The sequence below is a fragment of the Geodermatophilus sp. SYSU D00708 genome (assembly GCF_054050115.1).
Genome location: NZ_JBJGYS010000006.1, coordinates 65,495 through 89,043 on the forward strand (window position 1 = coordinate 65,495; position 23,549 = coordinate 89,043).

Below are 23,549 nucleotides of genomic sequence, written 5' to 3' on the forward strand. Positions count from 1 at the left end.
GGGTCAGACCAGTCGGTGGGCCCCCGGAGACGGAACGACGGCGAAGGTCCGCGGCGGGCTGTACCCCGCCTGCGCGAAACGATCCGTGATCATCGTCGCAACCTCGCTGGTCAACGCGGCGTCGACGAGCACGATCGCGCTCCCGCCGAAGCCACCGCCGACCATCCGCGCTCCGGCGGCGCCGGCCTCCAGCGCCGTGGCCACGCACGTGTCCAGCTCGGCCGTGGAGATCTCGAAGTCGTCGCGCAGCGAGGCGTGCCCCGCGGTGAGGACCGGCCCGATCGCCGCCGGCCCGTCGGGCCCCCGCAGCACCCGGACGACGTCGAGCACCCGGGCGTTCTCGGTGACGATGTGCCGGGCGCGGCGCAGCAGCACCGCTCCCTGCGGCGTGCCGTCGTCCAGGGCGGCGAGGGCGATGACGTCCGGGACGTCGCGCAGCGCGGCGACCCCGAGCCGCTCGGCCGCCTGCTCGCACTCCCGCCGCCGGTCGCCGTACCCGCCGGTGGCGTGGTCGTGGGTCGTCCCGGTGTCGACGACCAGCAGCTCCAGGCCCGCCGCCGCCAGGTCGAAGGGCACCTGCTCGCAGCTGCGGTCGCGGGTGTCCAGGAACAGCGCGTGCCCGACGGTGCACAGCAGCGACGCGGACTGGTCGAGGATCCCCGTCGGGGCGCCGACGAAGTCGTTCTCCGCCCGGCGGGCCACGTCGACCAGGTCAGCGGTGGCGAGCTCGGGGGCGGCGAGGTCCCGCAGCGCGAGCGCGACGGCGCACTCGAGCGCCGCGGAGGAGGACAGCCCGGCGCCGGAGGGCACGTCGCCGTCCACGACGACGCTCACCCCGCCGGGCAGGTGGTCGCGCAGCTCGGCGACGACGCCGGCCACGTAGCCGGACCACCCGCTGGGCCGCCCGGGCGCCAGCTCGCCGACCGGCACCTCGACGCGGTCCCGGGGGTGCTGGAGGGAGGCGATCGCCACCAGGCCGTCCTCGCGCCGGGCCACGGCGGCCCGGGTGGTGTGCGGCAGCGCCACCGGCAGCACGAAGCCGTCGTTGTAGTCGGTGTGCTCCCCGATGACGTTGACCCGCCCCGGCGCCGCCCAGACCCCCTCGGGCTCGCCGCCGAAGGCCTCGGCGAACGCCGCGCGTACCCGCTGCACCTGGCTCACGGGACCACCACCGCGCGGAGCTGCTCCGCGACGTCCTCCGGGGTGGTGTCGCTGATGAAGGCGCCCATGCCCGACTCCGAGCCGGCCAGGTACTTGAGCTTCCCCGGCGCCCGGCGCAGCGAGAACAACTGCAGGTGCAGCCACCAGTCGGCGCGGCCGCGGCCGACCGGCGCCTGGTTCCACGCGGCGATGTAGGGCATCGGGGTGTCGAACCGGTGCGCGAACCGGCCGAGCACGTCGAGGTAGACCTCGGCCAGCGCGTCGCGCTCCTCGTCGGTGAGCGCGGGGAGGTCCGGCACCCGGCGGTGCGGGAACAGTTGCAGCTCGTAGGGCCAGCGGGCCGCGGCCGGGACGAACGCCGTCCAGTGCTCGTTGGCCGCGACCACACGCGGCCCGCTGCGCTCCGCGGCGAGCACGTCGGCGAACAGGTCCCCGCCGGTCTCCCGCCGGTGCCGCTCGATGGAGGCGAGCACCTTCTCCAGCCGCGGGGTCACGAAGGGATAGGCGTAGATCTGCCCGTGCGGGTGGGAGAGGGTCACCCCGATCTCCTCGCCGGAGTTCTCGAAGACGAAGACCTGCTCCACGCCCTCGATCCCCGACAGCTCCGCGGTGCGCTCGGCCCAGACGTCGACGACCAGCCGCGCCCGGTCGAATCCGAGGGTGGCGAAGGAGCGGTCGTGGTCGCTGGTGAAGACCACCACCTCGCAGCGGCCGAACCCCGGCCGGAGCTCGGTCAGCGGCGCACCCGGCGCCGTCTTCGGGACGTCGCGGTCCACCGCGGTCGCCAGCGACGGGAAGCGGTTCTCGAAGACGACGACCTGGTAGTCGGCCTCCGGGATCTCCGTGGGCTCCCGGCCGGGCCGGGTCGGGTCCAGCGGGCACAGGTCGGCCGGCGGGAGGAAGGTCCGCGTCTGCCGGTGCGAGGCCAGGACGACCCACTCGCCGAGCAGGGGGTCCCAGCGCAGCTGCGACCGGGTGCTCACCGGGGGCAGGTCGCGGGTGTCCTCCGCTGTCCGGTCGGGGGCCTGCGACCCCGCGTCGAAGTAGAGGATCTCCCGGCCGTCGGCCAGCCGACGACTCGTCCGGATCACGTGCACTCCCGCCTTCCCGCCGCCCGTCACGGACCGTGAGCAGCGCCGGAGACGCTAGTCCTGCGGCGATCGGCCCGGTCAGCCACCCCGGCACGACGAGAGCCCCCGGCCGGATGGCCGGGGGCTCTCCCCTGCTGTAGCCCCGAAGGGATTCGAACCCTCGCTACCGCCGTGAGAGGGCGGCGTCCTGGGCCGCTAGACGACGGGGCCGTGCGGAGACCATCCTGCCATGCGCCCTCGCGGGCGCGCGCACCACCCCGGGACACGCCTGCCCGACAACGAGAAGACCCCCTGGCCGGATGGCCAGGGGGTCTCCCCTGCTGTAGCCCCGAAGGGATTCGAACCCTCGCTACCGCCGTGAGAGGGCGGCGTCCTGGGCCGCTAGACGACGGGGCCGTGCGGGTGGTGCAAGAGGAACCAGGCTTCCTCGCTGGGGTACCAGGACTCGAACCTAGACTAACGGAGCCAGAATCCGTCGGGCTGCCAATTACCCCATACCCCAAGGGTCGTGCTGCACCTCGCGGCGCTGCAGACCACCATACCCGACGCTCTGCGGCGGGTTCGCCACCCCCCGGGGTGACCCTGGTCGCAGGTCCAGCGCGGGGGTGAGCGTCTCCGGCCGCAGCCGCTCCCGGGCCCGCGCCACGAGCGCCACGTAGGCGGCCATCGCCAGCAGGTCGATGACGACCACGAGCACCCCCGTGCCGGTCGGCACCGAGTCGGAGGTCACGCCCTCGCCCAGCCCGCCGGCCAGCACGAACACCAGCACGTTGTTGACCGCGTGCAGCACGATCGCCGCCTCCAGACCGCCGGTCAGCCACACGACGGCGGAGGCGGCCAGCCCGAAGGCGAACCGGTCGAGGAAGGTCCAGACGTCCGGCGGGGCGTGCGCCGCGGAGAACAGCGCGGCGGTGACCACGCCGGCGACGACGGCACCGACCCGCGCGTCGCGGAACCAGGCGGCGATGGCCTGGCTGAGGTACCCGCGGAAGACGTACTCCTCGGCGGCCGACTGCAGCGGCGTGGTGAGCACGACGACCAGCAGCAGCCAGCCGTAGGAGGGCACCGGCCCGGTCACCTCGCCGCCCTCGAGGAGGAACCCGAGCAGGACGGTCAGCAGGATGCCCGCGCCCAGCGTGGGCAGGGACAGCAGGGTGAACGGGGCGAACAGCCGTCGGCGCAGCCGCCCCAGCACCGACGACGACCAGCCCGGCCGCATCCCGTGCGCGGCGACCCAGGCCAGCCAGACGATCGGGATCGCCACGATCAGGGACAGGTTGGTGATCAGCAGGACCCCGGGGTCGACCAGGTCGAGCAGCTGCAGGTCCGGGAACGCCCCGGTGAGCAGCGCGGCCAGCACCACGACCGTGGCGGCCACGGTGTAGACGACGACCACCAGGAGCAGCCCCAGCAGCGGCCGCCACCAGCGCCAGTCCCGCGAGCGCATCGCGTGCAGGTACGGCACGGGGACGTCGTGCGGCGGCGTGCCCGGCGGCGGCGCCCAGCGCACTCCCGGCGGCAGGCCCGGCGGGGCCGTGTGCGGACCGGCCTGCAGCGGCACCGGCCCGAGCGGCCAGGGCACCGGTCCGGCCGCGGCGCCGGTCGCCGGCAGCGAGTGCACGCCGTGCACCGCGCCGGGGACGTACGGCGGCGCCCCGTAGGGCCCGGTCGGCGGCGGCCCGGTGTAGGGCTCGTCGTCGGCCGGGCCGGGACCTCCCGGGGGCGTCGTCACGGCGCGGTCAGCCGGGGACGGCCGCCCGGCCCGCGGCCAGGCGGGCCAGCGTGCGGTCGCGGCCCAGCAGCTCGATCGATTCGTACAGCGGCGGGGACACGGTGCGGCCGCTGACCGCGACCCTGACCGGCCCGAAGGCCTGCCGCGGCTTGCGGCCCAGCCCGTCCACGAGCGCGGTCTTGAGGGCCTCCTCGACGGCGGCGGCGGTCCACTCGGGCAGGTCGCGCAGCGCCGTCGTCGCGGCGTCCAGCACCTCGGCGGCCTCCGGGCCGGCCAGCTGCTTCGCGGCGGCCGCCGGGTCGAGCTCGACGTCCTCCACGAAGAGGAACCGCAGCAGCTCGACGGCGTCGGAGAGCACGACGACGCGCTCCTGGGCCATCGGCGCGATCGCCCGCAGCACCCGCTCCTGCTCGGCCGTCGGCGGGTCGCTGACCAGGCCGGCGCCGGCGAGGAAGGGCACGACGCGGACCACGAATTCCTCGACCGGCAGCGCCCGCAGGTGCGTGGCGTTGATCGCCTCGGCCTTCTTCACGTCGAAGCGGGCGGGGTTGGCGCTGACCCGGGTGACGTCGAAGGCCTCGGCCATCTCCGCCATCGAGAAGACGTCCCGGTCCTCGGCGATGGCCCAGCCCAGCAGCGCCAGGTAGTTGGCGAACCCCTCCGGGACGAACCCGCGCTCGCGGTAGACGTCGACGTTGGACTGCGGGTCGCGCTTGGAGAGCTTCTTGTTGCCCTCCCCCGTCACGTAGGGCAGGTGCCCGAAGCGAGGGGTGCCGCGGGCGACGCCGATGTCGGTCAGCGCCGCGTACAGGGCCAGCTGCCGCGGGGTGGAGGGCAGCAGGTCCTCCCCGCGCAGCACGTCGGTGACCTCCATGAGCGCGTCGTCGACGGGGTTCACGAACGGGTACAGCGGGACGCCGTTGCCGCGGACGAGGACGAAGTCGGGCACCGACCCCGCCGCGAACCGCACCTCGCCGCGCACCAGGTCGCTCCAGACCAGGTCCTCGTCGGGCATGCGCAGCCGCAGCACCGGCTGGCGGCCCTCGTCGCGGAAGGCGGCCTTCTGAACGTCGGTGAGGAAGCGGTCGGCGTTGTCGTAGCCGAGCTTGGGGTCCTGCCCGGCGGCCAGCCGGCGGGCCTCGACCTCCTCGTTGGTGGAGAACGACTCGTAGGCGTGCCCGGCCGCCAGCAGCTTGGCGGCCACCTCCCGGTAGACGTCGTGGCGCTGCGACTGCCGGTAGGGCCCGTGCGGGCCGCCGACCTCGGGGCCCTCGTCCCAGTCCAGGCCCAGCCAGCGCAGGCTGTCGAGCAGGTGCCGGTAGGACTCCTCGGAGTCCCGGGAGGCGTCGGTGTCCTCGATGCGGAAGACGAACGTGCCGCCGGTGTGCCGGGCGTGCGCCCAGTTGAACAGCGCCGTCCGGAGGAGGCCGACGTGCACCGTGCCCGTCGGGGACGGGCAGAAGCGGGTGCGGACGCCGGCCGCGGGGGCGGTCACCGTGCGCCCCCGGCCGTCGAGGTGGTGTCGGCGCCGGTGACGGTGTTGGCGAGCGTGCCCAGCCCCTCGATGGTGACCTCGACCCGCTGGCCGGGGGCGATGGGCCCGACGCCGGACGGCGTGCCGGTGAGCACCACGTCGCCGGGCAGCAGGGTCATCACCTGCGAGATGTAGGAGATCAGCGTCGGGACGTCGAACAGCAACTGGCTGGTGCGGCCGGACTGGCGCAGCTCGTCGTCCACGGTGCAGGTGACCTCGAGGTCGGCGGGGTCCTTGCCCAGCGCGCCCAGGTCGGTCTCGATCCACGGGCCGAGCGGGCAGAACGAGTCGAAGCCCTTGGCGCGGGTCCACTGCCCGTCGCTGCGCTGCATGTCCCGCTCGGTGACGTCGTTGCCGATCGTGTAGCCGAACACGGTCGACAGCGCCTGCTCCGGGCTGACGTGCCGGGCACCGCGGGCGCCGATGACGACGGCGAGCTCGGCCTCGTGGTGGACGTTGGTGCTGCCCGGCGGGATGCGGATGGCGTCGCCGGGGCCGATGACCGACGTCGAGGGCTTGAGGAACAGCAGCGGCTCCTTCGGCGCGTCCCCGGTCTTCATCTCCTCGACGTGCGCGGCGTAGTTCTTGCCGACGCAGACGACCTTGCTCGGCAGGATCGGCGAGAGCAGCCGGACGTCGGCCTGCGCGAACCGCTGGCCGGTGAAGGAGATGGTGCCGAAGGGGTGCCCCTCGATCTGGGCGACCTGACCGTCCCCGTCGAGAACACCGAAGGACATACCGGAGGGCGAGGCGAAGCGGACGATGCGCACGGGTCGAGGCTACTGACCCGCCGCCTCCGAGCCGCGCCCGCGCCGCAGCGGCCCTACGGTCGGCTCATGGCGTGCCGGCTCAGCGAGATCGTCGTCGACTGCCGTGACCCCGAGGCGCTGGCCGCCTGGTGGGCGCAGGTCCTGGACTACCGGGTGATCGGCAGGGAGGACGACGGCGCGGTCGAGATCGGTCCCGAGACGGGCTTCGGCGGGCCAGCGCCGACGCTGGTCTTCGCCCCGGTGGCCGACCCGTCCCCGGGCAAGCCCCGGCTGCACCTGGACGTCAACGCCACCGACCGGGACCAGGACGCCGAGCTGGAGCGGCTGCTGGGCCTGGGCGCGACGCGGGCCGACGTCGGCCAGACCGGCGAGGAGGACTGGCACGTGCTCGCCGACCCGGAGGGCAACCCGTTCTGCCTGCTGCGCCGCCGGCTCGACCCGGTGTAGACCGGTCACCTGCTGCAGACCTGTTCCAGCCCCCAGACCAAGGAGACCCCGTGATCCTGATCGTGATCAAGTTCCCCGTCCGGCCGGACAGGATCGACGAGTTCCGGGCGAAGGCCGACGAGTACGCGGCGGCGGTGAACGCCGAGGAGGGCAGCCTGTTCTTCGAGTGGTCCCGCAGCGTCGAGGACCCGAACACGTTCGTCTGCATCGAGGGCTTCCGCGACTCCGAGGCCGGCGCCTCGCACGTGGCCACCCCGCACGCCAAGGCCGCCTTCGACTGGATGTCGGACCTGGTCGCCGAGCAGCCGCAGATCATCTACATCGACGCCCCGGAGGTCAGCGGCTTCGGCCCCATGGGCGAGGTGCAGCCGCGGGGCTGAGCGCCTGAGACCGCCGCGGGCGCGGCCGCGTTGACCGGCTGTGCCGGCGGCGCGAGAGTGACCGGGTGAACCGCGCCCTGGCGGTGCTGACCTGCGTCGCGCTGCTCACCGTCGTGGTCGAGGCCACCGACGACACCCGCCCGTGGCTCGCGGTCGCCCTCGGGGTCACCTACGCGGTCCACTCGCTCGTCGCGTTCCCCTGGCTGACCCGGCAGCCGGCCCCCCGCCGCTACTGGCTGACCGCCGGACACGTGTGCCTGCAGCTGCCCCTGGGCGCCCTGCTGTTCGGCGCGGCGCAGGCCGGCGTCGGGGCGACGCTGCTGCTGCTGGTCCTGGTCAGCCAGAGCGTCCTGCTGCTGCCGCTCCCGGGGGCCGCGGCGGTCACGGCTGTCGTGCCGCTGGTGCACCTCGGCATGGGCTGGGCGGACTTCGTGCGCAACGGCCTGGGCCTGCTGGGCGCCGCGGTCTTCACCGCCGTGGTGACCGAGCTGCTGCGGCGGGAGCAGCGCGCGCGGGCCGAGCTCGCCGAGGCCAACGAGCTGCTGCGCGGGCACGCGGCCCAGGCCGAGGAGCTGGCCACCACGCGCGAGCGCAACCGGCTGGCCCGCGACATCCACGACGGCCTCGGCCACCACCTCACCGTCGTGCAGATGCAGGTCCAGGCCGCCCGGGCGGTGCTGCCGACCGACCCCGGCCGGGCCGACGAGGTGCTGGCCAAGGCGCAGCACCAGGCCAGCGAGGCGCTCGCCGAGGTCCGCCGGTCGGTCGCCGCCCTACGGGACCCGGCGGCCGCTCCGGCGCTGCGGGCGGGGCTGGCGGCGCTGACCGCGGAGGTGTCCGCCGCGGGCCTGCCGACCACGCTGGAGGTGGTCGGGCCCGAGCGCCGGCTGCCTCCGGAGTCGGAAGAGTCGCTGTTCCGCTCGGCCCAGGAGGGGCTGACCAACGTCCGCAAGCACGCCGGGGCCACCAGCGCCCGGGTGACGCTCACCTACGCCGGCGACGGCACGGTGCGGCTCGCCGTCCGTGACGACGGCCGGGGCCTGCCGGCCTCCCGGGACACCGGGGACCGGCGCACCTTCGGGCTGCTGGGGCTGCGCGAACGCGCGGCCCGGGTGGGCGGGCGGCTGACCGTCGAGTCCGCGCCGGGCGAGGGCACGGCGCTGCTGGTGGAGGTGCCGGGGTGAGCGCCGTCCGGGTGCTGGTCGTCGACGACCAGGCGCTGTTCCGCGAGGCCCTGGTCACGCTGCTCGGCGCGCGGCCGGAGGTGGAGGTGGCCGGGGAGGCCGCCGACGGCGCGCAGGCGCTGGAGCGGGCGGCCGAGCTGCAGCCCGACGTCGTCCTCATGGACCTGCACATGCCCGTGCTCGACGGGATCGCCGCGACCCGGCGGCTGCGGGTCGAGCAGCCCGCCGTCCGGGTGCTGGCGTTGACGACGTTCGACGACGACGAGGACGTGTTCGCGGCGCTGCGCGCCGGCGCGCTCGGCTACCTGCTCAAGGACGTCTCCTCCGACCGGCTGGTGGAGGCGCTCCTGTCGGCCGCCCGCGGGGAGTCGGTGCTGCAGCCGTCGGTCGCGGCCAAGGTCGTCGCCCGCTTCGCCCAGCTCGACGACACCCCGCGCCGCCGGCCGCAGCCGCTGGTCGACCCGCTGTCCGCGCGCGAGCTCGACGTCCTCCGGCTGCTGGCCGACGGCCGCAGCAACCGGGAGATCGCCGCGACGCTGTTCCTGGCGGAGGGCACGGTCAAGAACCACGTCACCAACGTGCTGGTCAAGCTGGGCGCGCGGGACCGCACCCAGGCCGCCCTGCGGGCCCGCGCCCTCGACCTGGTCTGACACCGCCGTGCCGGGTCGTGACCGGCGACCGTGACCTCCGGCACCTGGCAGGGCCGCCGCGGCGCCCGACGCTGACCGCATGACGACGACGCAGACCCCGCAGCACGCCGCCTCCCGCGGGCGGCGCACCTGGCACTTCGTCCGCCACTACCTCGAGATGGTCGTGGCGATGGTCGTCGGGATGGTCGCGCTCGGGCCGGTCGAGGAACTGGTCTGGCCCGGGCTCGACGACCGCCTCGACGTCTCCGTGGTGGTCATGGCCACCAACATGGCGATCGGGATGGGCGCGTGGATGCGCTTCCGCGGCCACTCGTGGCGGGCGGTCGCCGAGATGTCGGCCGCGATGTACCTGCCGTTCGTCGTCCTGCTGGCGCCCTACTGGGCGGGTGCGGTCTCCGGCGGTGTGCTCATGACCGTCGGGCACGTCGCGATGCTGCCGCTGATGGCGCTGGCGATGCTCCTGCGCCCCGCCGAGTACTGCTGACACCGTCGGCGCGGACCGGTCGCGGAGCCTCCGGGGCCCGCGACCGGTCCGCGTCGGCTCACCGACCCCGGTGCCGGACGGCGTAGGTCAGCGCGTCGACCAGCGCGTGCCAGGAGGCCTCGACGATGTTGTCGTGCACGCCGACGGTGGTCCACTCCCCCACCCCGTCGGTGGAGTCGATGAGCACCCGGGTGGTGGCGCTGGTGCCGCCCTTCCAGCCGAGAATGCGGACCTTGTAGTCGGCGAGCTGGACGTCGGCCAGCTGCGGGTAGCGGCTCACCAGCGCCTGCCGCAGCGCGTTGTCGAGGGCGTTGACCGGACCGTTGCCCTCGCCGGTGCTGATGATCCGCTCGCCGTCGACGTGCACCTTGACGGTGGCCTCGCTGACCACGACGCCGTTGCCCCAGTGCTCGACCGAGGTCTTGTAGCTCTCCAGCTCGAACAGCGGTGCCGGGGCGTCGGGCAGCTGGGCGCGCAGCAGCAGCTCGAAGGAGGCGTCGGCGGCCTCGAAGGACCAGCCGTCGGCCTCGAGCACCTTGACCTGGTCGACGACGCGGGCGATGGCGTCGGGGTGGCCGTCGAGGTCGACGCCGAGCTCGCGGCCCTTGAGCTCCACCGAGGCCCGGCCGGCCATCTCGGTCACCAGGATCCGCATGTCGTTGCCGACGACGGCCGGGTCGAGGTGGTTGTACAGCTCGGGGCTGACCTTGATCGCGCTGGCGTGCAGCCCGGCCTTGTGCGCGAACGCCGAGGCGCCGACGTAGGGCTGGTGCTCGTCGGGGGCGATGTTGGCCAGCTCGGCGATCGCGTGGCTGACCCGCTGCAGCTCCGGCAGGCACTCGGCCGGCACGACCGGCAGCCCCATCTTCGTCACCAGGTTGGCGACGAGGGCGAAGGTGTCGGCGTTGCCGGCCCGCTCGCCGTAGCCGTTCGCCGTCCCCTGGACGTGGGTGACGCCGGCCTCCACCGCGGCCAGGCTGTTGGCGACCGCGCAGCCGGTGTCGTCCTGGCAGTGGATGCCCAGCCTGCCGGCCACCCGGGAGCGGACGTCGGCGACGACCCGGCCCACGCCCATCGGCAGCATCCCGCCGTTGGTGTCACACATGACCCCGACCTCGGCGCCGGCGGCGAAGGCGGCCTCCAGCACGCGGACGCCGTAGTCCGGGTCGGCGGCGTAGCCGTCGAAGAAGTGCTCACAGTCGAGGAACACCCGGCGGCCGTGCCGCACGAAGAACTCGACGGTGTCGCGCACCATCGCCAGGTTCTCCTCGAGCGTCGTGCGCAGCGCGTCACGGACGTGCCGGACGTCGGACTTGGCCACCAGGCAGACGACCGGCGTCTCGGCGTCGAGCAGCGCCCGGACCTGCGGGTCGTCCTCCACGCGCACGCCGGCCTTGCGGGTGGCGCCGAACGCGACCAGCTGGGCGTGCCGGAGCTTGAGCTCGGTGCGGGCACGGGCGAAGAACTCGGTGTCCTTGGGCAGCGCGCCGGGCCACCCGCCCTCGATGAACCCCACGCCGATCTCGTCGAGCAGCCGGGCCACGGCCAGCTTGTCGGCGACGGAGTAGCTCACGCCCTCCCGCTGCGCGCCGTCGCGCAGGGTGGTGTCGAAGACGTGGAAGTCGGCAGCGGTGGCGGCGTCGAGGGGCATCGGGGTCTCCCGGGAGCTGGTCGGCAACGGCCCGAACACGAAAAAGACCCCCCGGGTACGGGAGGTCTGCGCGCAGTCGGGGAGGTGACTGCGCGCTAGGCGATGATGATCGAGCCGGTGGGGTGCATCACGACGAGTAAACCACGGCGGCTCGGCAGGTCCTACGGTTCGGGGCCATGACGACGACCAGCGACCCGGCCGCGGGGACGGCGGCGCGCGAGGTGGCCGGGGCCATGGCCGACGCCGCCACCGCCTGGCTCGACGCGCTCGACCCCGACCAGCGTGAGCTGGCCGCCTGGCCGGGCCCCGACGACGAGGCGGCCGAGGCCGAGCGGCTGCGGTGGTACTACACGCCGACCGACCACGGCGGGCTCCCCCTGGGCCGGCAGCGCCCGGCGCAACAGCAGCTGGCCATGCGGCTGGTCGCCAGCGGCCTGTCGACCGCCGGGTACGTCACGGTCGCCTCCGTCATCGGCTGGGAGAACGTCCTCGACCACCTGGAGGGCTGGTCGGTCGACTGGGGCCGGGAGCGCGGGCGCGACCCGGGCCTGTACTACCTGCGCGTCTTCGGTACCCCCGGCGGCGAGCGACCGTGGGGCTGGCGCTTCGGCGGCCACCACGTCTCGCTGAACAACCTCGTCGTCGACGGGGCCGTCCGGTCGACGACCCCGTGCTTCGTGGGCGCGGACCCCGCGTCCGCACCGGTGCTCGGCGGCGCGGACCTCCGCCTGCTGGGCAGCGTCGAGGACCTGGCGCGGGACCTGGTGCGGTCGCTGCCCCCGGACCTGCGGGCGGCCGCGGTGCTGCTGGACCGGGCGCCGTCGGACATCGTCGGCGGCAACCGTCCGCGCATCGACGAGGGCGACGAGCTGATGCAGCTGCCCGACATCTGGCGGCAGCGCTTCACCGAACCCCGCCTGCTCGAGCGGGTGACCCGCATGGCCGAGGCCGCCGAGGGCGCCAGCGGATTCGACCCGGCCGACCACCACCGGCTGGCGCTGACGGCGCAACCCAAGGGGCTGCCGGCGACCGAGCTCGACCGCGAGCAGCGCGCCCTGCTGCAGACCCTGCTGAGCGCCTACGTCGGCCGGGTGCCCGACGGGCTGGCACCGGAGGTCGACCTGGACCGGGTGCACGTGGCGTGGGCCGGCTCGCTGGAGCCCGGGCAGCCGCACTACTACCGGCTGCAGGCGCCCCGGCTGCTGGTGGAGTGGGACAACACCGCCCGGGGGGCCAACCACGCGCACTCGGTGTGGCGCGACCCGCAGGCCGACTTCGGGCTCGACGTGCTCGCCGAGCACCGCCTCCGGCACCACGCCGGCTGACGGCCCGGAGAGCATCGCAGCGGGGAACGAGCGAGGAACGGCTCCGGGCGCGGAAGCCGGCAGATGCGAACTGACAGCGGAGTTCAGCGCGCGTCCACCGGCAGCCCCTCCACGAGCGCGGCCATGTCCACCGCCGCGGGGTCGTCGACACGGCCGGCCGCCGTCTCCAGTGCGGCGTGGACGGCGGCGGCCAACCGGTCGGAGATCCCGGCCGCGGCCAGAGCGGCCCGGATGAGGTCGACGTCCTTCATCGCTCCCGGCAGCGCGAAGGAGACCGCGTAGTCGCCGTCGATCATCGCCGCGCCCTTGACCCGGGCGAACGGGGCGTCGAGGTGGCCGCCCTCGAGGACCCGGAAGAAGTCCTGCGGGTCCAGCCCGAGCCCGCGGGCCAGCGCCACCGACTGCGCGACGCCGGCGACGAGGGTCAGCACCCACGCGTTGCAGACCAGCTTGAGCCGGGTCCCGGCGCCGGCCTCCCCCAGCCACAGGGTCTTGCGGCCGAGCGCGTCGAACACCGGCGCCAGCCGCTCGCGGGCGTCGTCCGGACCGGAGGCGAGCAGGACCAGCGCGCCCTCCTCGGCGGGCTTGCGGGTGCCCTGCACCGGGCAGTCGACCAGCACCAGCCCGAGCTCCCGGGCGAGCTCGGCCTGCCGGTCGACGTCCTCGATGCCGACCGTCGAGCACTGCAGCCACACCGTGCCGGCGGCCGGCGCGGCCCGGCGGACCGCGTCGACCACCGCACCGGCGTCGAAGAGCATCGTCAGGACGACGTCGGCCCCCTCGGCCGCCGCGGCCGGCGAGTCGCACGCCTCGGCGCCCGGACCGGCCAGCGCCTGCGCCTTGCGACCGTCGCGGTTCCACATCCGCACGGGCACGCCCGCGCGGACCAGCGACCGCACCATCCCGGCACCCATCGTGCCGGTGCCGAGGACGGCGACGACCGGAGCGCCCTGACCCCCGCTCACTCGACCAGCGCCACCGCGCGGGTGGGGCCGCCGTGCGCCCCGCGGACCTTGAGGGGGAAGCCGACGAAGGTGAACCGGCGGTTGACCACCTGGTCGAGGTTGGCCAGGTTCTCGTAGTGGGTGATGTGCTCGCGCCGGCACATCATGTGGATCGGGTAGGTCTTGCTCGCCGGGTTGTCCGGGGTGGGGCTGTCCACGCCGAAGGTCTTCACGCCGCGCTGCACGATCCACTCCGCCGCGGACTCACCCAGCCCCGCGAAGTCGGTGAGGTAGCGCTTGTCCCCCACGAACTTGTTCCAGGTCGCGGTGTGGAACAGCACGATGTCGCCGCGCTGCACGTCGACCGGCGACTCGGCCTCGATCCGGTCGAGGTCCTCGGCGGTGATGTCGGTCTGCGGCGCGAAGCCGGTCACGTCCAGGCACACCGCCGGTCCGTAGAACAGCTCCAGCGGCATCTGGTCGATGGTCTCGGCACCGGGCGCCGGGTCCAGGTGGGAGAACGAGTCCACGTGCGTGGGCCCGTTGTCGTTGAGGATGAACCCGGTGGTCTGGAACGAGAAGCCGCCCTCGAACCGGGGGGCGGTCTCCTCGTGCGTGGCGTGCTCGAACTGCACGGTCTTCAGGTGCCCGGGGTAGACCTTCATCCCCTCGTAGATGTCCTGGGACAGGTCGATGATCTGCATGCGCTCTCCTCGGCAGTGGGGACGGGCGGTGCTGGACAGGTGCTGCGGTGGGACGGGGATGGCCCCCTGCAGGGGCCCGCGGCGAGCCTGCGAGTCGTGGGGGGCAGGGGGTCCTTTCTCAGCGGACGCGCTCCACCGCACCGCTGAGGGCCGACCGGGTGATCGCCTCGAACGCGCGCACGGTGGCGCGGACGTCGCTCGGCGGGATCGGGTACTCGGCGGTGCCCTCGACGGCGGCGGCGAAGCGCTCGAGGTTGTCGCGGACGGCGGGGCTGGGCGGGACGAACCGGGTGGTCGGCTCGCTGTCGCGGTACCGGGTGGTGACGTCCCAGCCGGCCGGGGACTCCGGGTGGGCACGGTCGCGGATCTCCATCCAGCCCTCCGAGCCGAGCAGGCAGATCCGCCCGATGAACGGCGTGGTCAGGATGGCGGTGATGCTCGCGGTCGCCCCGCTGGCGAAGCCGAGGGTCACCGAGAGCGTGTCGCCGTTGCCGAACGACGTGGCGCGGGTGGCCAGCCGGGCCCACACCTCCACCGGCTCACCGAGCAGGCCGACGGCGAGGTCGACCAGGTGGATGCCGGTCGCCGACAGCGGGCCGACCGGCGCCTCGACGCTGGACAGCCGCCAGTTGTCCGGGGGCAGCGCCAGGAACTTGTCCTGGCTGAAGTTGCCCTCGAAGACCAGCGGCGTGCCCAGCTCGCCGGAGCGGACCCGCTCCTGCAGCTCCACCACCGGCGGCTCGAAGCGCCGCTCGTGCCCCACGCCCAGCTGGACGCCTGCCGCCGCGACGGCCGCGAGGGCCACGTCGGCGTCGTCCACCGTCGTGCTGAACGGCTTCTCGCAGAACACGTGCTTGCCGGCCTCGGCGGCGGCGACGATCTGCGCGGAGTGGAACCGGTGCGGCGAGCACAGCACTACGGCCTCGACGGCGGGGTCGGCCAGCGCCTCGGCGAGGTCGGCCGTCGTCGGCAGGCCCCGCGCCGCTCCCCGCTCCCGCCCGGCGGGCTGGGGGTCCACGCCCACCACCGCCCGGACGGTGCTGCTGCCGGCCAGCTCGTCGAGGACCTTCTGGCCCCACCAGCCCAGCCCGACCACGGCGACGTCCACGGCGGGCCTCAGCCGTCCAGCTTGAGCAGCTTGGCGGCGGTCGCGCTGCGGATCAGGTTCCGGTCCTCGTCGCTGAGGCCCCGGACGCCGTCGATCTGCCCCAGCGGGTCGTAGTGGCCCATGTCGAAGGGGTAGTCGGTGCCGATGACCACGTGGTCGGGGCCCATCTGCTGGATGAGGAACTCCAGGTGGACGGAGTCGAACACCAGGCAGTCGACGTAGACCTGCTTGAGGTACGTGCTCGGCGGCCGGCTGATGTGGTGCCGGCCCTCGGGCCGCAGCTCGTAGGAGTGGTCGATCCGCGAGGAGTAGAAGGGCAGGAACCCGCCGCCGTGCACCAGGCACAGCTTGAGCGCCGGGTGCTCCTCGAGGACGCCGCCGTGGATGATCCGGTTGATCGCGACCGTGGTGTCCAGCGGGTTCCCGATCACGTTGGTCATGTAGTACTTCTGCAGCCGCTCCCCGTGGGTGAAGCCGTTGGGGTGCAGCAGGACGACGACGTCGAGCTCCTCGGCCTTGGCGAAGAACCGCCGGAACCGCCGGTCGTCGAGGTCCAGGCCGAAGACGTTGGTGTTGATCTCCACACCGCGGAAGCCGTACTCGCGGACGCAGTGCTCGAGCTCCTCCACCGCGGAGGAGACGTCCTGCAGCGGCACCGTGGCCAGCCCGACGAAGCGGTCGGGGTGGTCGGCCACGATCGAGGCCAGGTTCTCGTTCTGCATCCGCGCGAGCGTCCGGCCGAGCTCGACGTCGGTCCAGTAGTAGTACTGCGGCGGGGCGACCGAGATGGCCTGGACGTCGATCCCCATGGCGTCCATGTCGGCCAGCCGGACGTCGACGTCGGTCAGCTTGGGCATGATCTCGGCGGTGTGCTTGGGCTGGTACTCGTTGGTCTCCGCCCCGGCCCAGTACGAGAACGGCTCGTACTGCGGTTCCATGAGGCCCTTCACGAGCTCCTGGCACGCCGGGGTGAACACGTGGGCGTGGATGTCGACGGTGCGGCCGGACATGGCGTCCTCTCGGTAGGGGGATCTGGTGCGTCGGGTCAGGAGACGGGGGCGTACACGTCGGGCGCCCAGGGCAGGTCGGCCTGCGCGTACTTGGCCGCGCGGACGTCGCCGGAGCGGGCGTGGCCCTCGAACAGCTCGATCCGGGCCGCGCGGCCGCACAGCTCGCCGAGGGCGGCGCTGGCCGCGGGGTCGGTGACCTCCTGGTAGGTCACCGTCCGCAGGTACTTCCCCACCCACAGGCCGCCGGTGTACCGGGCGGCCCCGCGCGTGGGCAGGACGTGGTTGGTGCCGATGACCTTGTCCCCGTAGGAGACGCAGGTCCCCTCCCCGAGGAACAGGGCGCCGTAGTTGCGCATCTGCTCCAGCGCCCGGCGCGGCTCCTCGGTGAGGATCTGGACGTGCTCGCTGGCGAACTCGTCGGCCAGCCGGTAGGCCTCGTCCAGGTCGTCCACGACGAGGACCTGCCCGTGGTCCCGCCACGCCGGGCCGGCCATGTCGACGGTCGGCATGTCCGGGAGCAGCCGGTCGACGTGCGCCATCGTCTCCCGCGCGACCGTCTCCGACGTGGTAATCAGGACCGCCGGCGAGTCCGGGCCGTGCTCGGCCTGGCTGAGCAGGTCGACGGCGACGACGAAGGGGTCGGCGCTGTCGTCGGCGACGACGAGGATCTCGGTGGGGCCAGCGAACAGGTCGATGCCGACCTCGCCGAACAGCTGCCGCTTGGCCTCGGCGACGTAGGCGTTGCCCGGGCCGGCCAGCAGGTCCACCCTGCCGATCGTCTCGGTGCCCAGCGCCATGGCGGCGACGGCCTGGACCCCGCCGAGCAGGAAGATCTCGTCCGCGCCGGCCAGGTGCATCGCGGCGACCGTGGCCGCGGGGACCTGCCCGCGGATGGGCGGCGTGCACGCCGTCACCCGGCCCACCCCGGCGACCTTCGCCGTCACCACGGTCATGTGGGCCGAGGCGGTGAGCGGGTAGCGCCCGCCGGGCACGTAGGCGCCGGTCGCCGCGATCGGCAGGTGCCGCTGCCCCAGGAAGACGCCGGGCTGCGTCTCCACCTCGAACTCGCGCATCGACTCCAGCTGGTGCCGCGCGAACGCCGCCACGTTGGCCTGCACCGTCCGCAGGTCGTCGACCACCTGGGGGTCCACGCCGGCGACGATGCGCTCCACCTCCTCGGGCCCGAGCCGGAAGTCCTCCGGGGACCAGGAGTCGAACCGCTCGGAGTACTCGCGCACCGCCTCGTCGCCCCGGGTGCGGACGTCGGCGATCACGCGGGCGACCACGTCGGCCACCTCGGGCGAGCCCTGCCGCGGTGCGGCGTCGGAGGCCCTCTTCTTCAGCTGCCGGATCATCAGGTGTGCTCCAGGTCACGTCGGGGCCTGCATCGTGTTGTGCATACCTAGTCATGTCAAGCGGCCGGTGGGTCGGCGACCGGCGCAGCGGCGTCGCCGCGGGCCGTCCACCCCGGGAAGTAGCAGGTCACAGAGGTGTCGGGGCGCCGGTGGCCGGGCGTCCGGCCGGCGCCACCCCCCGCCGCCGGGCCCCCGGCCGGCAGTCGGCGATGGCCGAGTGCTTGACGTGTGCAGGCACTCCCGTGCACAGTTCCGGCCCGTATACGTGGTCTCGGTCACACTCCGGCTCGCTCCCCCGGCCGGCTGGCGACCGGGCGCCTGAGCTCCACCGGCCGGCGGCAGGTGCGCCGGCAGTCACCACGAGCGGCACCCGTGCGACGGACGCGGCGGACGCGTCCCCGACCAGAAGGCAGGGAACCCATGGGGAACAGGGCAGGCAGCACCCGGGCGGGGAAGCTGCGCCTGGTGGCCGGGGTGGCCGCGCTCGCGGTCACGGCCACCGCGTGCGCGTCCGGCGGCGGATCGAGTCAGGCGGCCGGCGAGGCGAAGGACGCCAACGGCGTCGTGAACATGGTCATGGCGCCCGACCCGGTCTGGAAGTGGCTCGAGGACCAGGGCATCAAGCAGGAGATGGAGGAGGCCGCCGGCATCCAGATCCTGACCTCGTCGTCCTGGGACGAGTTCGGCGTCTACGCCGGGGGCCACGCCGACGTCATCTCGGCGGCCAGCTACGAGGTGCCCGACCTGGAGGAGGCGACCGGCGAGCCGGCCACCGTCTTCGGCAAGTACAACACCGACCGCAGCATCGTGGCCGTCGGCGCGGACAACCCCGCGCAGACCATCTGCGACCTCAAGGGCCAGAAGATCGCCACGTTCACCAACGTCAGCATCACGCTGATCTGGGGCATGTACGCCAAGGAGAAGTGCGGGCTGGACCTGCGCGCCGGCGGTGGTGACTACGAGCTGGTCGTCACCGACATCCAGAACCTGGCCGACCTGGTGGCCCGCGGGGACGCCGACGCGTGCCTGTGCCTGCCCGACTTCGCCGTCCCGCAGCTGATGGGCGGTCAGATCAAGCCGCTGTACGACAGCCAGGCCGCCGCGCAGTTCTGGGCGCAGAACTACGCCAGCGACTCCTCGGTCCTCACCCACCCGCAGACCAACGTCTTCGTGGCCCGCGAGGCCTGGGTGGAGAAGAACCAGGAGGAGGCGCAGTTCCTGATCGAGCTGTGGGACCGCGGCATCCAGGAGTGGCAGCAGCACCGCGACGAGATCATCGCCGCCTACCCGGAGGACTTCGCCGTCCGCAACCCGGAGGAGATGGCCTTCCTGCAGGACTGGCTGGAGAACAAGTTCGACTGGTTCGTCGACAGCGCCTACATCGACCAGGAGTGGGCCGACGGCGAGATGGAGGTCTTCGACCTCATGCGGGAGACGGGCTTCATCGAGCAGGACGTCGAGGACCCGAACTTCACCACCGACCTCCAGCAGCCCTGACCGACAGCACGACCCGACGAGGGAGAACCATGTCCAACCCCGTGGTCGAGGCGCCCCCGACGGCGCCGGCGGTCACCTGGCAGGAGGGCGAGGAGCAGGCTCGCCGCGCGGCCGCGCGCAACAAGCGCCGGCACCTCGCCCTCCTCCTGGCCGGCTGGGCCGCCATGCTCGGCGTCTGGCAGGTGGCCGCGTACTACCTGCCCTTCGGCACCCTGCCGAACCCGCTCGAGGTCAGCGTCGAGATGTGGGACATCGTCGCCAGCGGTGCCCTCGTCTCGGACTTCCTCGCCAGCGTCCTCAAGACGTTCGCCGGCTTCGGGGTCGCCGTCCTCATCGGCGCCCCGGTCGGCTACCTCATGGGCCGCTACAACTACTGGAAGGCCTTCTTCCTGGACGGCGTGACCGTCGCGGGCACCATCCCGGCGCTCACGTACGCGGTCCTGTCGCTGATCATCTTCGGCCTGTCGGACCTCGGCCCGGTGCTGGCCGTGGCCCTGGTCTCGACGCCGTACGTGGCGCTCAACGTGGCCGAGGGCATCCGGGGCGTCGACCAGAACCTGGTGAAGATGAGCCAGGCGTTCGGCCGCAGCCCCCAGCAGATCCGCCGGGACGTGTTCCTCCCGACGATCGTGCCCTTCCTGTTCGCGGCGGTCCGGATGTCCTTCGCGGTCGCCTGGAAGGTCGAGGCGCTGACCGAGGTGTTCGGCGGCACCAACGGCGTCGGCTTCCAGATCCGCACCGAGTACCAGCTGTTCAACATCACCGGCGTCATCGCCTGGATGGCCCTGTTCATCCTGTTCATGCTGCTGATCGAGCGCCTGCTGCTGCGCAAGCTGGAGCAGCGCGTGCTCGCCTGGCGCCCGGAAGAGAGGGCGGCCCGATGACCGACACGCTCACCCGCCGTCTGTCCCAGGAGGAGATCGCCCGGTCCCGGCCGGCCTGGCAGCGGCGGCTCGGCTCCGACCGGGCGGCCCGCGCCACCTTCTACGTGGCCGCGTTCCTCCTGTGGGTGGTGCTGGCCTGGCTCTTCGAGCGGATCCCCGGCCCGGTGTCGGTGGTCGAGTCGCTGGTCGAGGAGTTCCGCCGGGGCGAGGTGTTCGGGAACTTCGCCGACACCTTCTACCGGTTCGGCATCGGGGTGGGGCTGTCGGTCGTCGTCGGCATCCTCGTCGGCGTCCTCATCGGCCTGTCCCCCATGGCCCGGGCGTTCGGCGAGAGCCTCGTCCTGGTCGGCCTGTCGATCCCCGCGATCATGTGGGCCTTCCTCACGGTCATGTGGTTCGGCTTCGGCCACACCAGCCCGATCGTCACCACGTTCCTGACCGCGGTGCCCTTCGTGATCGTCAACGTGGCCCAGGGCGTCGGGGGCATCTCCCGCGACCTGCGCGACATGTCGGCGTCCTACGGCGTCCCGCTCACCCGGCGGGTGCAGGACCTCGTCCTGCCCGCGGTCGCCGGGTACATCATGGCCGGCCTGCGCTTCGCCGTGATCATGGGCTGGAACGGCGTGCTGCTGGCCGAGTGGTTCGGCGGCTCGGGCGGCGCCGGCTACCGGGCCCGGTACTGGTACGACGCCAACCAGTTCGCCGGCTTCGCGGCCTGGGTGGTGCTCTTCGTCGGCGTGATCATCATCCTCGACCAGCTCATCCTCGAGCGGCTGTCGAGGCGCGCCTTCCGCTGGCGGGACGCCGCCCACTGACCGACCGGTGGGGGGGGGGGGGGGGGGGGGGGGGGGGGGGGGGGGGCGGGCGCGGCGCCCGCCGCCCCCCCCCCCCCCCCCCCCCCCCCCCCCCCCCCACCCCCCCCCCCCACCCCCCCCCCCCCCCCCCCCCCGCCGCGGGCCGCCGCGCCCCCCCCCCCCCCCCCCCCCCCGTCCCGGTGCTGGGCGGCCCAGCGGATCGAGCGGACGATCGTCGCGTAGCCGGTGCACCGGCAGATCTGGCCGGAGATGGCCTCGCGGATGGTCTCCTCGTCGGGGTCGGGCTCCCGGTCGAGCAGCGCGCGGGCGGTCAGCATCATCCCGGGCGTGCAGAACCCGCACTGCAGGCCGTGCTCCTCCATGAAGCCCTGCTGCACCGGGTTCAGGGTCGCGCCGTCGGCCAGCCCCTCGACGGTGCGCACCTCGTGCCCGTCGGTCATCGCCGCCAGCGCGGTGCACGACTTGACCGGGACGCCGTCGACCAGCACCACGCAGGTGCCGCAGTTGCTGGTGTCGCAGCCCCAGTGCGTGCCGGTGAGCCCGAGCGTCTCGCGGAGGAAGTGCACGAGCAGCAGCCGGGGCTCGACGTCCCGGATGACCTCGGTCCCGTTGACGGTCATCGTGACCTGCATCGTCAGCCTCCCTGGACGGCGGTGGTCAGCGCGCCGGCGCCGGCACGTTCGGCGGCCCGGCGCAGCACCCGGCGGGTGAGCTCGTCGGCGAGGTGGCGCTTGTAGTCGACCGGGCCGCGCTGGTCCTCGACCGGGGCGCTGGCCGCCGCCGCCAGCCGCGCGGCCTCGGCGAAGACGTCGTCGCTGGGGTGCACGCCGAGCAGCACCGCGGCGGCGTCGGTGGCACAGCCCTCGAGGCCCAGCGCGGTCAGCCCGATGGTGGCGTCGGCGATCGTGCCGTCCTCGGCGAGCACGAGCTGGGCGCCGGCGGCGGCGACCGCCCAGTCGCCCACCCGGCGCTCGACCTTCTCGTAGGCGCTGCCCGCGCGCGGGCGGATCGGGAACCGCAGCTCGGTGATCAGCTCGGTCTGCTCGCAGGCGGTCTCGTAGGGGCCGCGGTGGAGGTCCTCGATGCCGATGACCCGCTCGCCGCCGCGGCCGGCGATGACCACCTGGGCCCGCAGCACGTCGCACACGGTGGTGAGGTCCTCGGCCGGGTCGGCCTGGCCGAGGGAGCCGCCGATCGTGCCGCGGTTGCGGACGACGGGGTCGGCGATGACCCGCTCGGCGTCGTGCACGATCGGGAACAGCTCCCCGACCAGCGCCGAGGCCAGCAGCGTGGCGTGCCGGGTGAGGGCGCCCACCCGCAGCCAGTCGCCGTCGCGGGTCACGTGGTCGAGCTCGGTGAGGTCGTTGATGTCGACGAGCCACTCGGGCCGGGCCAGGCGCAGCTTCATCATCGGCAGCAGGCTGTGCCCGCCGGCGACGACCCGGGACTCGGGGCCGTGGCGCTCGAGCAGCTCCAGGGCGTCGGCGACGCTGGTCGCCCGCACGTAGTCGAAGGGGGCCGGTACCTGCACGGGCGCTCCTCCCCGGAGGGGATCCGTCGCTGGGACCCCTGGTGGCGAGGGAGCTTGTGACCTGCGCCACAGCGCTGTCAAGATCGCGATAACCGATCGCTTAGGACGGCGGCCGACCATGACGTTCACCCAGCTCCGCGCCTTCGCGCTCGTCGCTGAGCTCGGGTCGCTGCGCGCCGCCGCGGCCGCACTGGGGGTGAGCGAGCCCGCGGTCTCGGCGGCGGTCGCGGCCCTGCGGAGCGACCTCGGCGACCCCCTCTTCCACCGGGCCGGCGGCGGCATCGAGCTCACCGCCGGCGGGCGGGCGCTCGCGGTGCGGGCGCGGGAGCTTGTCCGGCTGGCCGACCGCACCCGCCGGGAGGTGGCCCAGTCCTCGACGTCGGGCAGCGTGCGCGCGCTGGCGACCGCCGCGTGCGCCGAGCACGTGGCCGGCCCGCTGGTGGCCGCCTTCACCCGCCGGGTGCCGCGCGCGCAGGTCGACCTCGGCGTCGGCCCGTCCGCCCGCACCGCGGCGGCCCTGGCCGAGGACGAGGCCGACATCGTGCTCGGGGTCCGGCCGGTGCCGGCGCCCGGGCAGGCCATCGATGCCGTGCCGTTCCTGCGCTACCAGCGCGTGGTCGTCGCCGTGCCGGGCCACCCGCTGGCCGGCCGCTCCCGGGTCGGAGCGGCCGAGCTGCGCCGGCACACCTGGCTGGCCGGCCCGGCCGGCATCGAGCCGGGCACCGAGGAGCACCGGTGGGCCGAGGGGGCCGGGCAGGCCGGGCTGCTGCAGCGGCTGCCCAGCGAGGCCGACGCGCTCGACGCCGTCCGGGACGGCGGCGGCGTGGTGCTGGCCCTCGCCCACGCGGTGCGGGCCGACCTCCGGGCCGGGCGGCTGGTGCGGCTGGCCGTCGAGGGCACGCCGGTGACCGGGATGTGGTGGGCCGGGGTGCCCGGCGAGGGCCGGGCGACGGCGGCCGCGACCGCGCTGCAGCGGTTCCTCACCACGCCGGACGCCACCAGCGCGCTGCTGGCCGGGCCGGCTCGGCGCGACCGGGCGCGGCCCACCGTGCGGGTCGAGCTGTGGAGCCAGGAGAGCTAGCGGCCGTCGCCGAGCGGCGGGTCGCCGGGCGCCGGCGCCGGTGCGGCGCGCTCGGCCTGCACCTGGACCTCGACGTGGGTGCGGTGCGCGACCGGGTCCCAGACCTCCTCGAGCGGCGCCATCACCGAGCCACCGATCCCGCGGCGGCGGGCCCGCGCGCCCAGCCAGGCCCAGCCGGCCGGGACGAGGACCAGCGCCGCTCCGACCTCCA

23 protein-coding genes, 3 tRNA genes and 1 pseudogene are annotated in these 23,549 nt (G+C 74.0%); 10 read left to right on the forward strand and 17 right to left on the reverse strand.

Annotation, left to right across the window (positions count from 1 at the left end; translation table 11 throughout):
* Positions 1 to 3: 3 nt before the first annotated feature.
* The 8 genes from galK to ACI79D_RS07380 form a co-directional block, all read right to left on the reverse strand.
* On the reverse strand, positions 4 to 1,161 hold the full coding sequence (gene galK, locus ACI79D_RS07345; RefSeq protein WP_456917675.1) for a galactokinase: 1,158 nt from the start codon (positions 1,159 to 1,161) through the stop codon (positions 4 to 6).
* A complete protein-coding gene (galT, locus tag ACI79D_RS07350; RefSeq protein WP_456917676.1) occupies positions 1,158 to 2,252 on the reverse strand; it encodes a galactose-1-phosphate uridylyltransferase in 1,095 nt (364 codons plus the stop codon). Before galT ends, galK begins: the two co-directional genes overlap by 4 nt.
* A gap of 137 nt (positions 2,253 to 2,389) precedes the next feature.
* Positions 2,390 to 2,462: transfer RNA gene (locus tag ACI79D_RS07355), tRNA-Glu, on the reverse strand.
* 113 nt (positions 2,463 to 2,575) lie between these two features.
* Positions 2,576 to 2,648 (reverse strand) — tRNA-Glu (locus tag ACI79D_RS07360).
* A gap of 34 nt (positions 2,649 to 2,682) precedes the next feature.
* Positions 2,683 to 2,754: transfer RNA gene (locus tag ACI79D_RS07365), tRNA-Gln, on the reverse strand.
* Positions 2,740 to 3,984, reverse strand: a complete 1,245-nt coding sequence (locus tag ACI79D_RS07370) for a CPBP family glutamic-type intramembrane protease (RefSeq protein ID WP_456917677.1) — start codon at positions 3,982 to 3,984, stop codon at positions 2,740 to 2,742. The genes ACI79D_RS07365 and ACI79D_RS07370 overlap by 15 nt, the downstream gene beginning before the upstream one ends.
* Before the next feature lie 7 nt (positions 3,985 to 3,991).
* A complete protein-coding gene (gltX, locus tag ACI79D_RS07375) occupies positions 3,992 to 5,479 on the reverse strand; it encodes a glutamate--tRNA ligase (RefSeq protein WP_456917678.1) in 1,488 nt (495 codons plus the stop codon).
* Entirely contained in the window at positions 5,476 to 6,288 is an 813-nt protein-coding gene (locus tag ACI79D_RS07380) for a fumarylacetoacetate hydrolase family protein (RefSeq protein WP_456917679.1), read from the reverse strand. Before ACI79D_RS07380 ends, gltX begins: the two co-directional genes overlap by 4 nt.
* Before the next feature lie 66 nt (positions 6,289 to 6,354).
* Here ACI79D_RS07380 and ACI79D_RS07385 point away from each other — a divergent pair, with 66 nt between their 5' ends.
* The 5 genes from ACI79D_RS07385 to ACI79D_RS07405 all read left to right on the forward strand — a co-directional run bounded on the left by ACI79D_RS07385 (position 6,355) and on the right by ACI79D_RS07405 (position 9,433).
* A complete protein-coding gene (locus tag ACI79D_RS07385) occupies positions 6,355 to 6,735 on the forward strand; it encodes a VOC family protein (protein ID WP_456917680.1) in 381 nt (126 codons plus the stop codon).
* Between the two features lie 50 nt (positions 6,736 to 6,785).
* On the forward strand, positions 6,786 to 7,115 hold the full coding sequence (locus tag ACI79D_RS07390; RefSeq protein ID WP_456917681.1) for a putative quinol monooxygenase: 330 nt from the start codon (positions 6,786 to 6,788) through the stop codon (positions 7,113 to 7,115).
* A 65-nt stretch (positions 7,116 to 7,180) separates the two neighbouring features.
* The gene (locus ACI79D_RS07395; RefSeq protein WP_456917682.1) at positions 7,181 to 8,299 is read left to right on the forward strand and encodes a sensor histidine kinase; all 1,119 of its coding nucleotides are present in this window, start codon (positions 7,181 to 7,183) and stop codon (positions 8,297 to 8,299) included.
* Positions 8,296 to 8,949: a response regulator gene (locus ACI79D_RS07400; protein WP_456917683.1), complete on the forward strand. Its 654-nt coding sequence runs from the start codon at positions 8,296 to 8,298 to the stop codon at positions 8,947 to 8,949. The genes ACI79D_RS07395 and ACI79D_RS07400 overlap by 4 nt, the downstream gene beginning before the upstream one ends.
* A 79-nt stretch (positions 8,950 to 9,028) precedes the next feature.
* Positions 9,029 to 9,433 (forward strand): hypothetical protein, encoded by a 405-nt coding sequence (locus ACI79D_RS07405; protein ID WP_456917684.1) that lies wholly within the window; start codon positions 9,029 to 9,031, stop codon positions 9,431 to 9,433.
* 58 nt (positions 9,434 to 9,491) lie between these two features.
* Here ACI79D_RS07405 and cimA read toward each other — a convergent pair whose 3' ends face one another.
* Positions 9,492 to 11,084 carry a citramalate synthase gene (gene cimA, locus ACI79D_RS07410; protein WP_456917685.1) on the reverse strand — a complete coding sequence of 531 codons (1,593 nt, stop codon included), beginning with the start codon at positions 11,082 to 11,084 and terminating at the stop codon, positions 9,492 to 9,494.
* Between the two features lie 176 nt (positions 11,085 to 11,260).
* Between cimA and ACI79D_RS07415 the strand changes: the two genes are divergently transcribed.
* Complete coding sequence (locus ACI79D_RS07415) at positions 11,261 to 12,409, forward strand: DUF3500 domain-containing protein (protein WP_456917686.1); 1,149 nt, start codon at positions 11,261 to 11,263, stop codon at positions 12,407 to 12,409.
* An 83-nt stretch (positions 12,410 to 12,492) separates the two neighbouring features.
* On the opposite strand, the gene ACI79D_RS07420 is transcribed toward ACI79D_RS07415, so the two are convergent.
* The 5 genes from ACI79D_RS07420 to hisD form a co-directional block, all read right to left on the reverse strand.
* Positions 12,493 to 13,374 (reverse strand): NAD(P)-dependent oxidoreductase, encoded by an 882-nt coding sequence (locus ACI79D_RS07420; protein ID WP_456917687.1) that lies wholly within the window; start codon positions 13,372 to 13,374, stop codon positions 12,493 to 12,495.
* A complete protein-coding gene (locus ACI79D_RS07425; RefSeq protein WP_456917688.1) occupies positions 13,371 to 14,057 on the reverse strand; it encodes a cyclase family protein in 687 nt (228 codons plus the stop codon). The genes ACI79D_RS07420 and ACI79D_RS07425 overlap by 4 nt, the downstream gene beginning before the upstream one ends.
* Positions 14,058 to 14,175: 118 nt before the next feature.
* A complete protein-coding gene (locus ACI79D_RS07430) occupies positions 14,176 to 15,165 on the reverse strand; it encodes a Gfo/Idh/MocA family protein (protein WP_456917689.1) in 990 nt (329 codons plus the stop codon).
* Positions 15,166 to 15,173: 8 nt separating this feature from the next.
* Positions 15,174 to 16,175, reverse strand: coding sequence for an amidohydrolase family protein (locus ACI79D_RS07435; RefSeq protein WP_456917690.1), 1,002 nt, complete (start codon positions 16,173 to 16,175; stop codon positions 15,174 to 15,176).
* A gap of 35 nt (positions 16,176 to 16,210) precedes the next feature.
* A complete protein-coding gene (hisD, locus tag ACI79D_RS07440; protein ID WP_456917691.1) occupies positions 16,211 to 17,530 on the reverse strand; it encodes a histidinol dehydrogenase in 1,320 nt (439 codons plus the stop codon).
* A 420-nt stretch (positions 17,531 to 17,950) separates the two neighbouring features.
* Here hisD and ACI79D_RS07445 point away from each other — a divergent pair, with 420 nt between their 5' ends.
* Genes ACI79D_RS07445 through ACI79D_RS07455 form a run of 3 tightly spaced genes read left to right on the forward strand, consistent with a single transcriptional unit; the run spans position 17,951 to position 20,726 of the window.
* Positions 17,951 to 19,027, forward strand: a complete 1,077-nt coding sequence (locus ACI79D_RS07445) for an ABC transporter substrate-binding protein (RefSeq protein WP_456917692.1) — start codon at positions 17,951 to 17,953, stop codon at positions 19,025 to 19,027.
* 29 nt (positions 19,028 to 19,056) lie between these two features.
* A complete protein-coding gene (locus ACI79D_RS07450) occupies positions 19,057 to 19,911 on the forward strand; it encodes an ABC transporter permease (protein WP_456917693.1) in 855 nt (284 codons plus the stop codon).
* Positions 19,908 to 20,726: an ABC transporter permease gene (locus ACI79D_RS07455; RefSeq protein ID WP_456917694.1), complete on the forward strand. Its 819-nt coding sequence runs from the start codon at positions 19,908 to 19,910 to the stop codon at positions 20,724 to 20,726. The genes ACI79D_RS07450 and ACI79D_RS07455 overlap by 4 nt, the downstream gene beginning before the upstream one ends.
* A 206-nt stretch (positions 20,727 to 20,932) precedes the next feature.
* Here the strand turns inward: ACI79D_RS07455 and ACI79D_RS07460 are convergent.
* Together ACI79D_RS07460 and ACI79D_RS07465 are read right to left on the reverse strand one after the other, a co-directional pair.
* A pseudogene (locus ACI79D_RS07460) lies at positions 20,933 to 21,358 on the reverse strand ((2Fe-2S)-binding protein); the annotation flags it as partial.
* A gap of 2 nt (positions 21,359 to 21,360) precedes the next feature.
* Positions 21,361 to 22,257 (reverse strand): FAD binding domain-containing protein, encoded by an 897-nt coding sequence (locus ACI79D_RS07465; protein ID WP_456917695.1) that lies wholly within the window; start codon positions 22,255 to 22,257, stop codon positions 21,361 to 21,363.
* A gap of 118 nt (positions 22,258 to 22,375) precedes the next feature.
* Between ACI79D_RS07465 and ACI79D_RS07470 the strand changes: the two genes are divergently transcribed.
* Complete coding sequence (locus tag ACI79D_RS07470; RefSeq protein WP_456917696.1) at positions 22,376 to 23,338, forward strand: LysR family transcriptional regulator; 963 nt, start codon at positions 22,376 to 22,378, stop codon at positions 23,336 to 23,338.
* Here ACI79D_RS07470 and ACI79D_RS07475 read toward each other — a convergent pair.
* Positions 23,335 to 23,460: a hypothetical protein gene (locus ACI79D_RS07475; RefSeq protein ID WP_456917697.1), complete on the reverse strand. Its 126-nt coding sequence runs from the start codon at positions 23,458 to 23,460 to the stop codon at positions 23,335 to 23,337. The genes ACI79D_RS07470 and ACI79D_RS07475 overlap by 4 nt on opposite strands.
* Positions 23,461 to 23,549 lie beyond the last annotated feature (89 nt).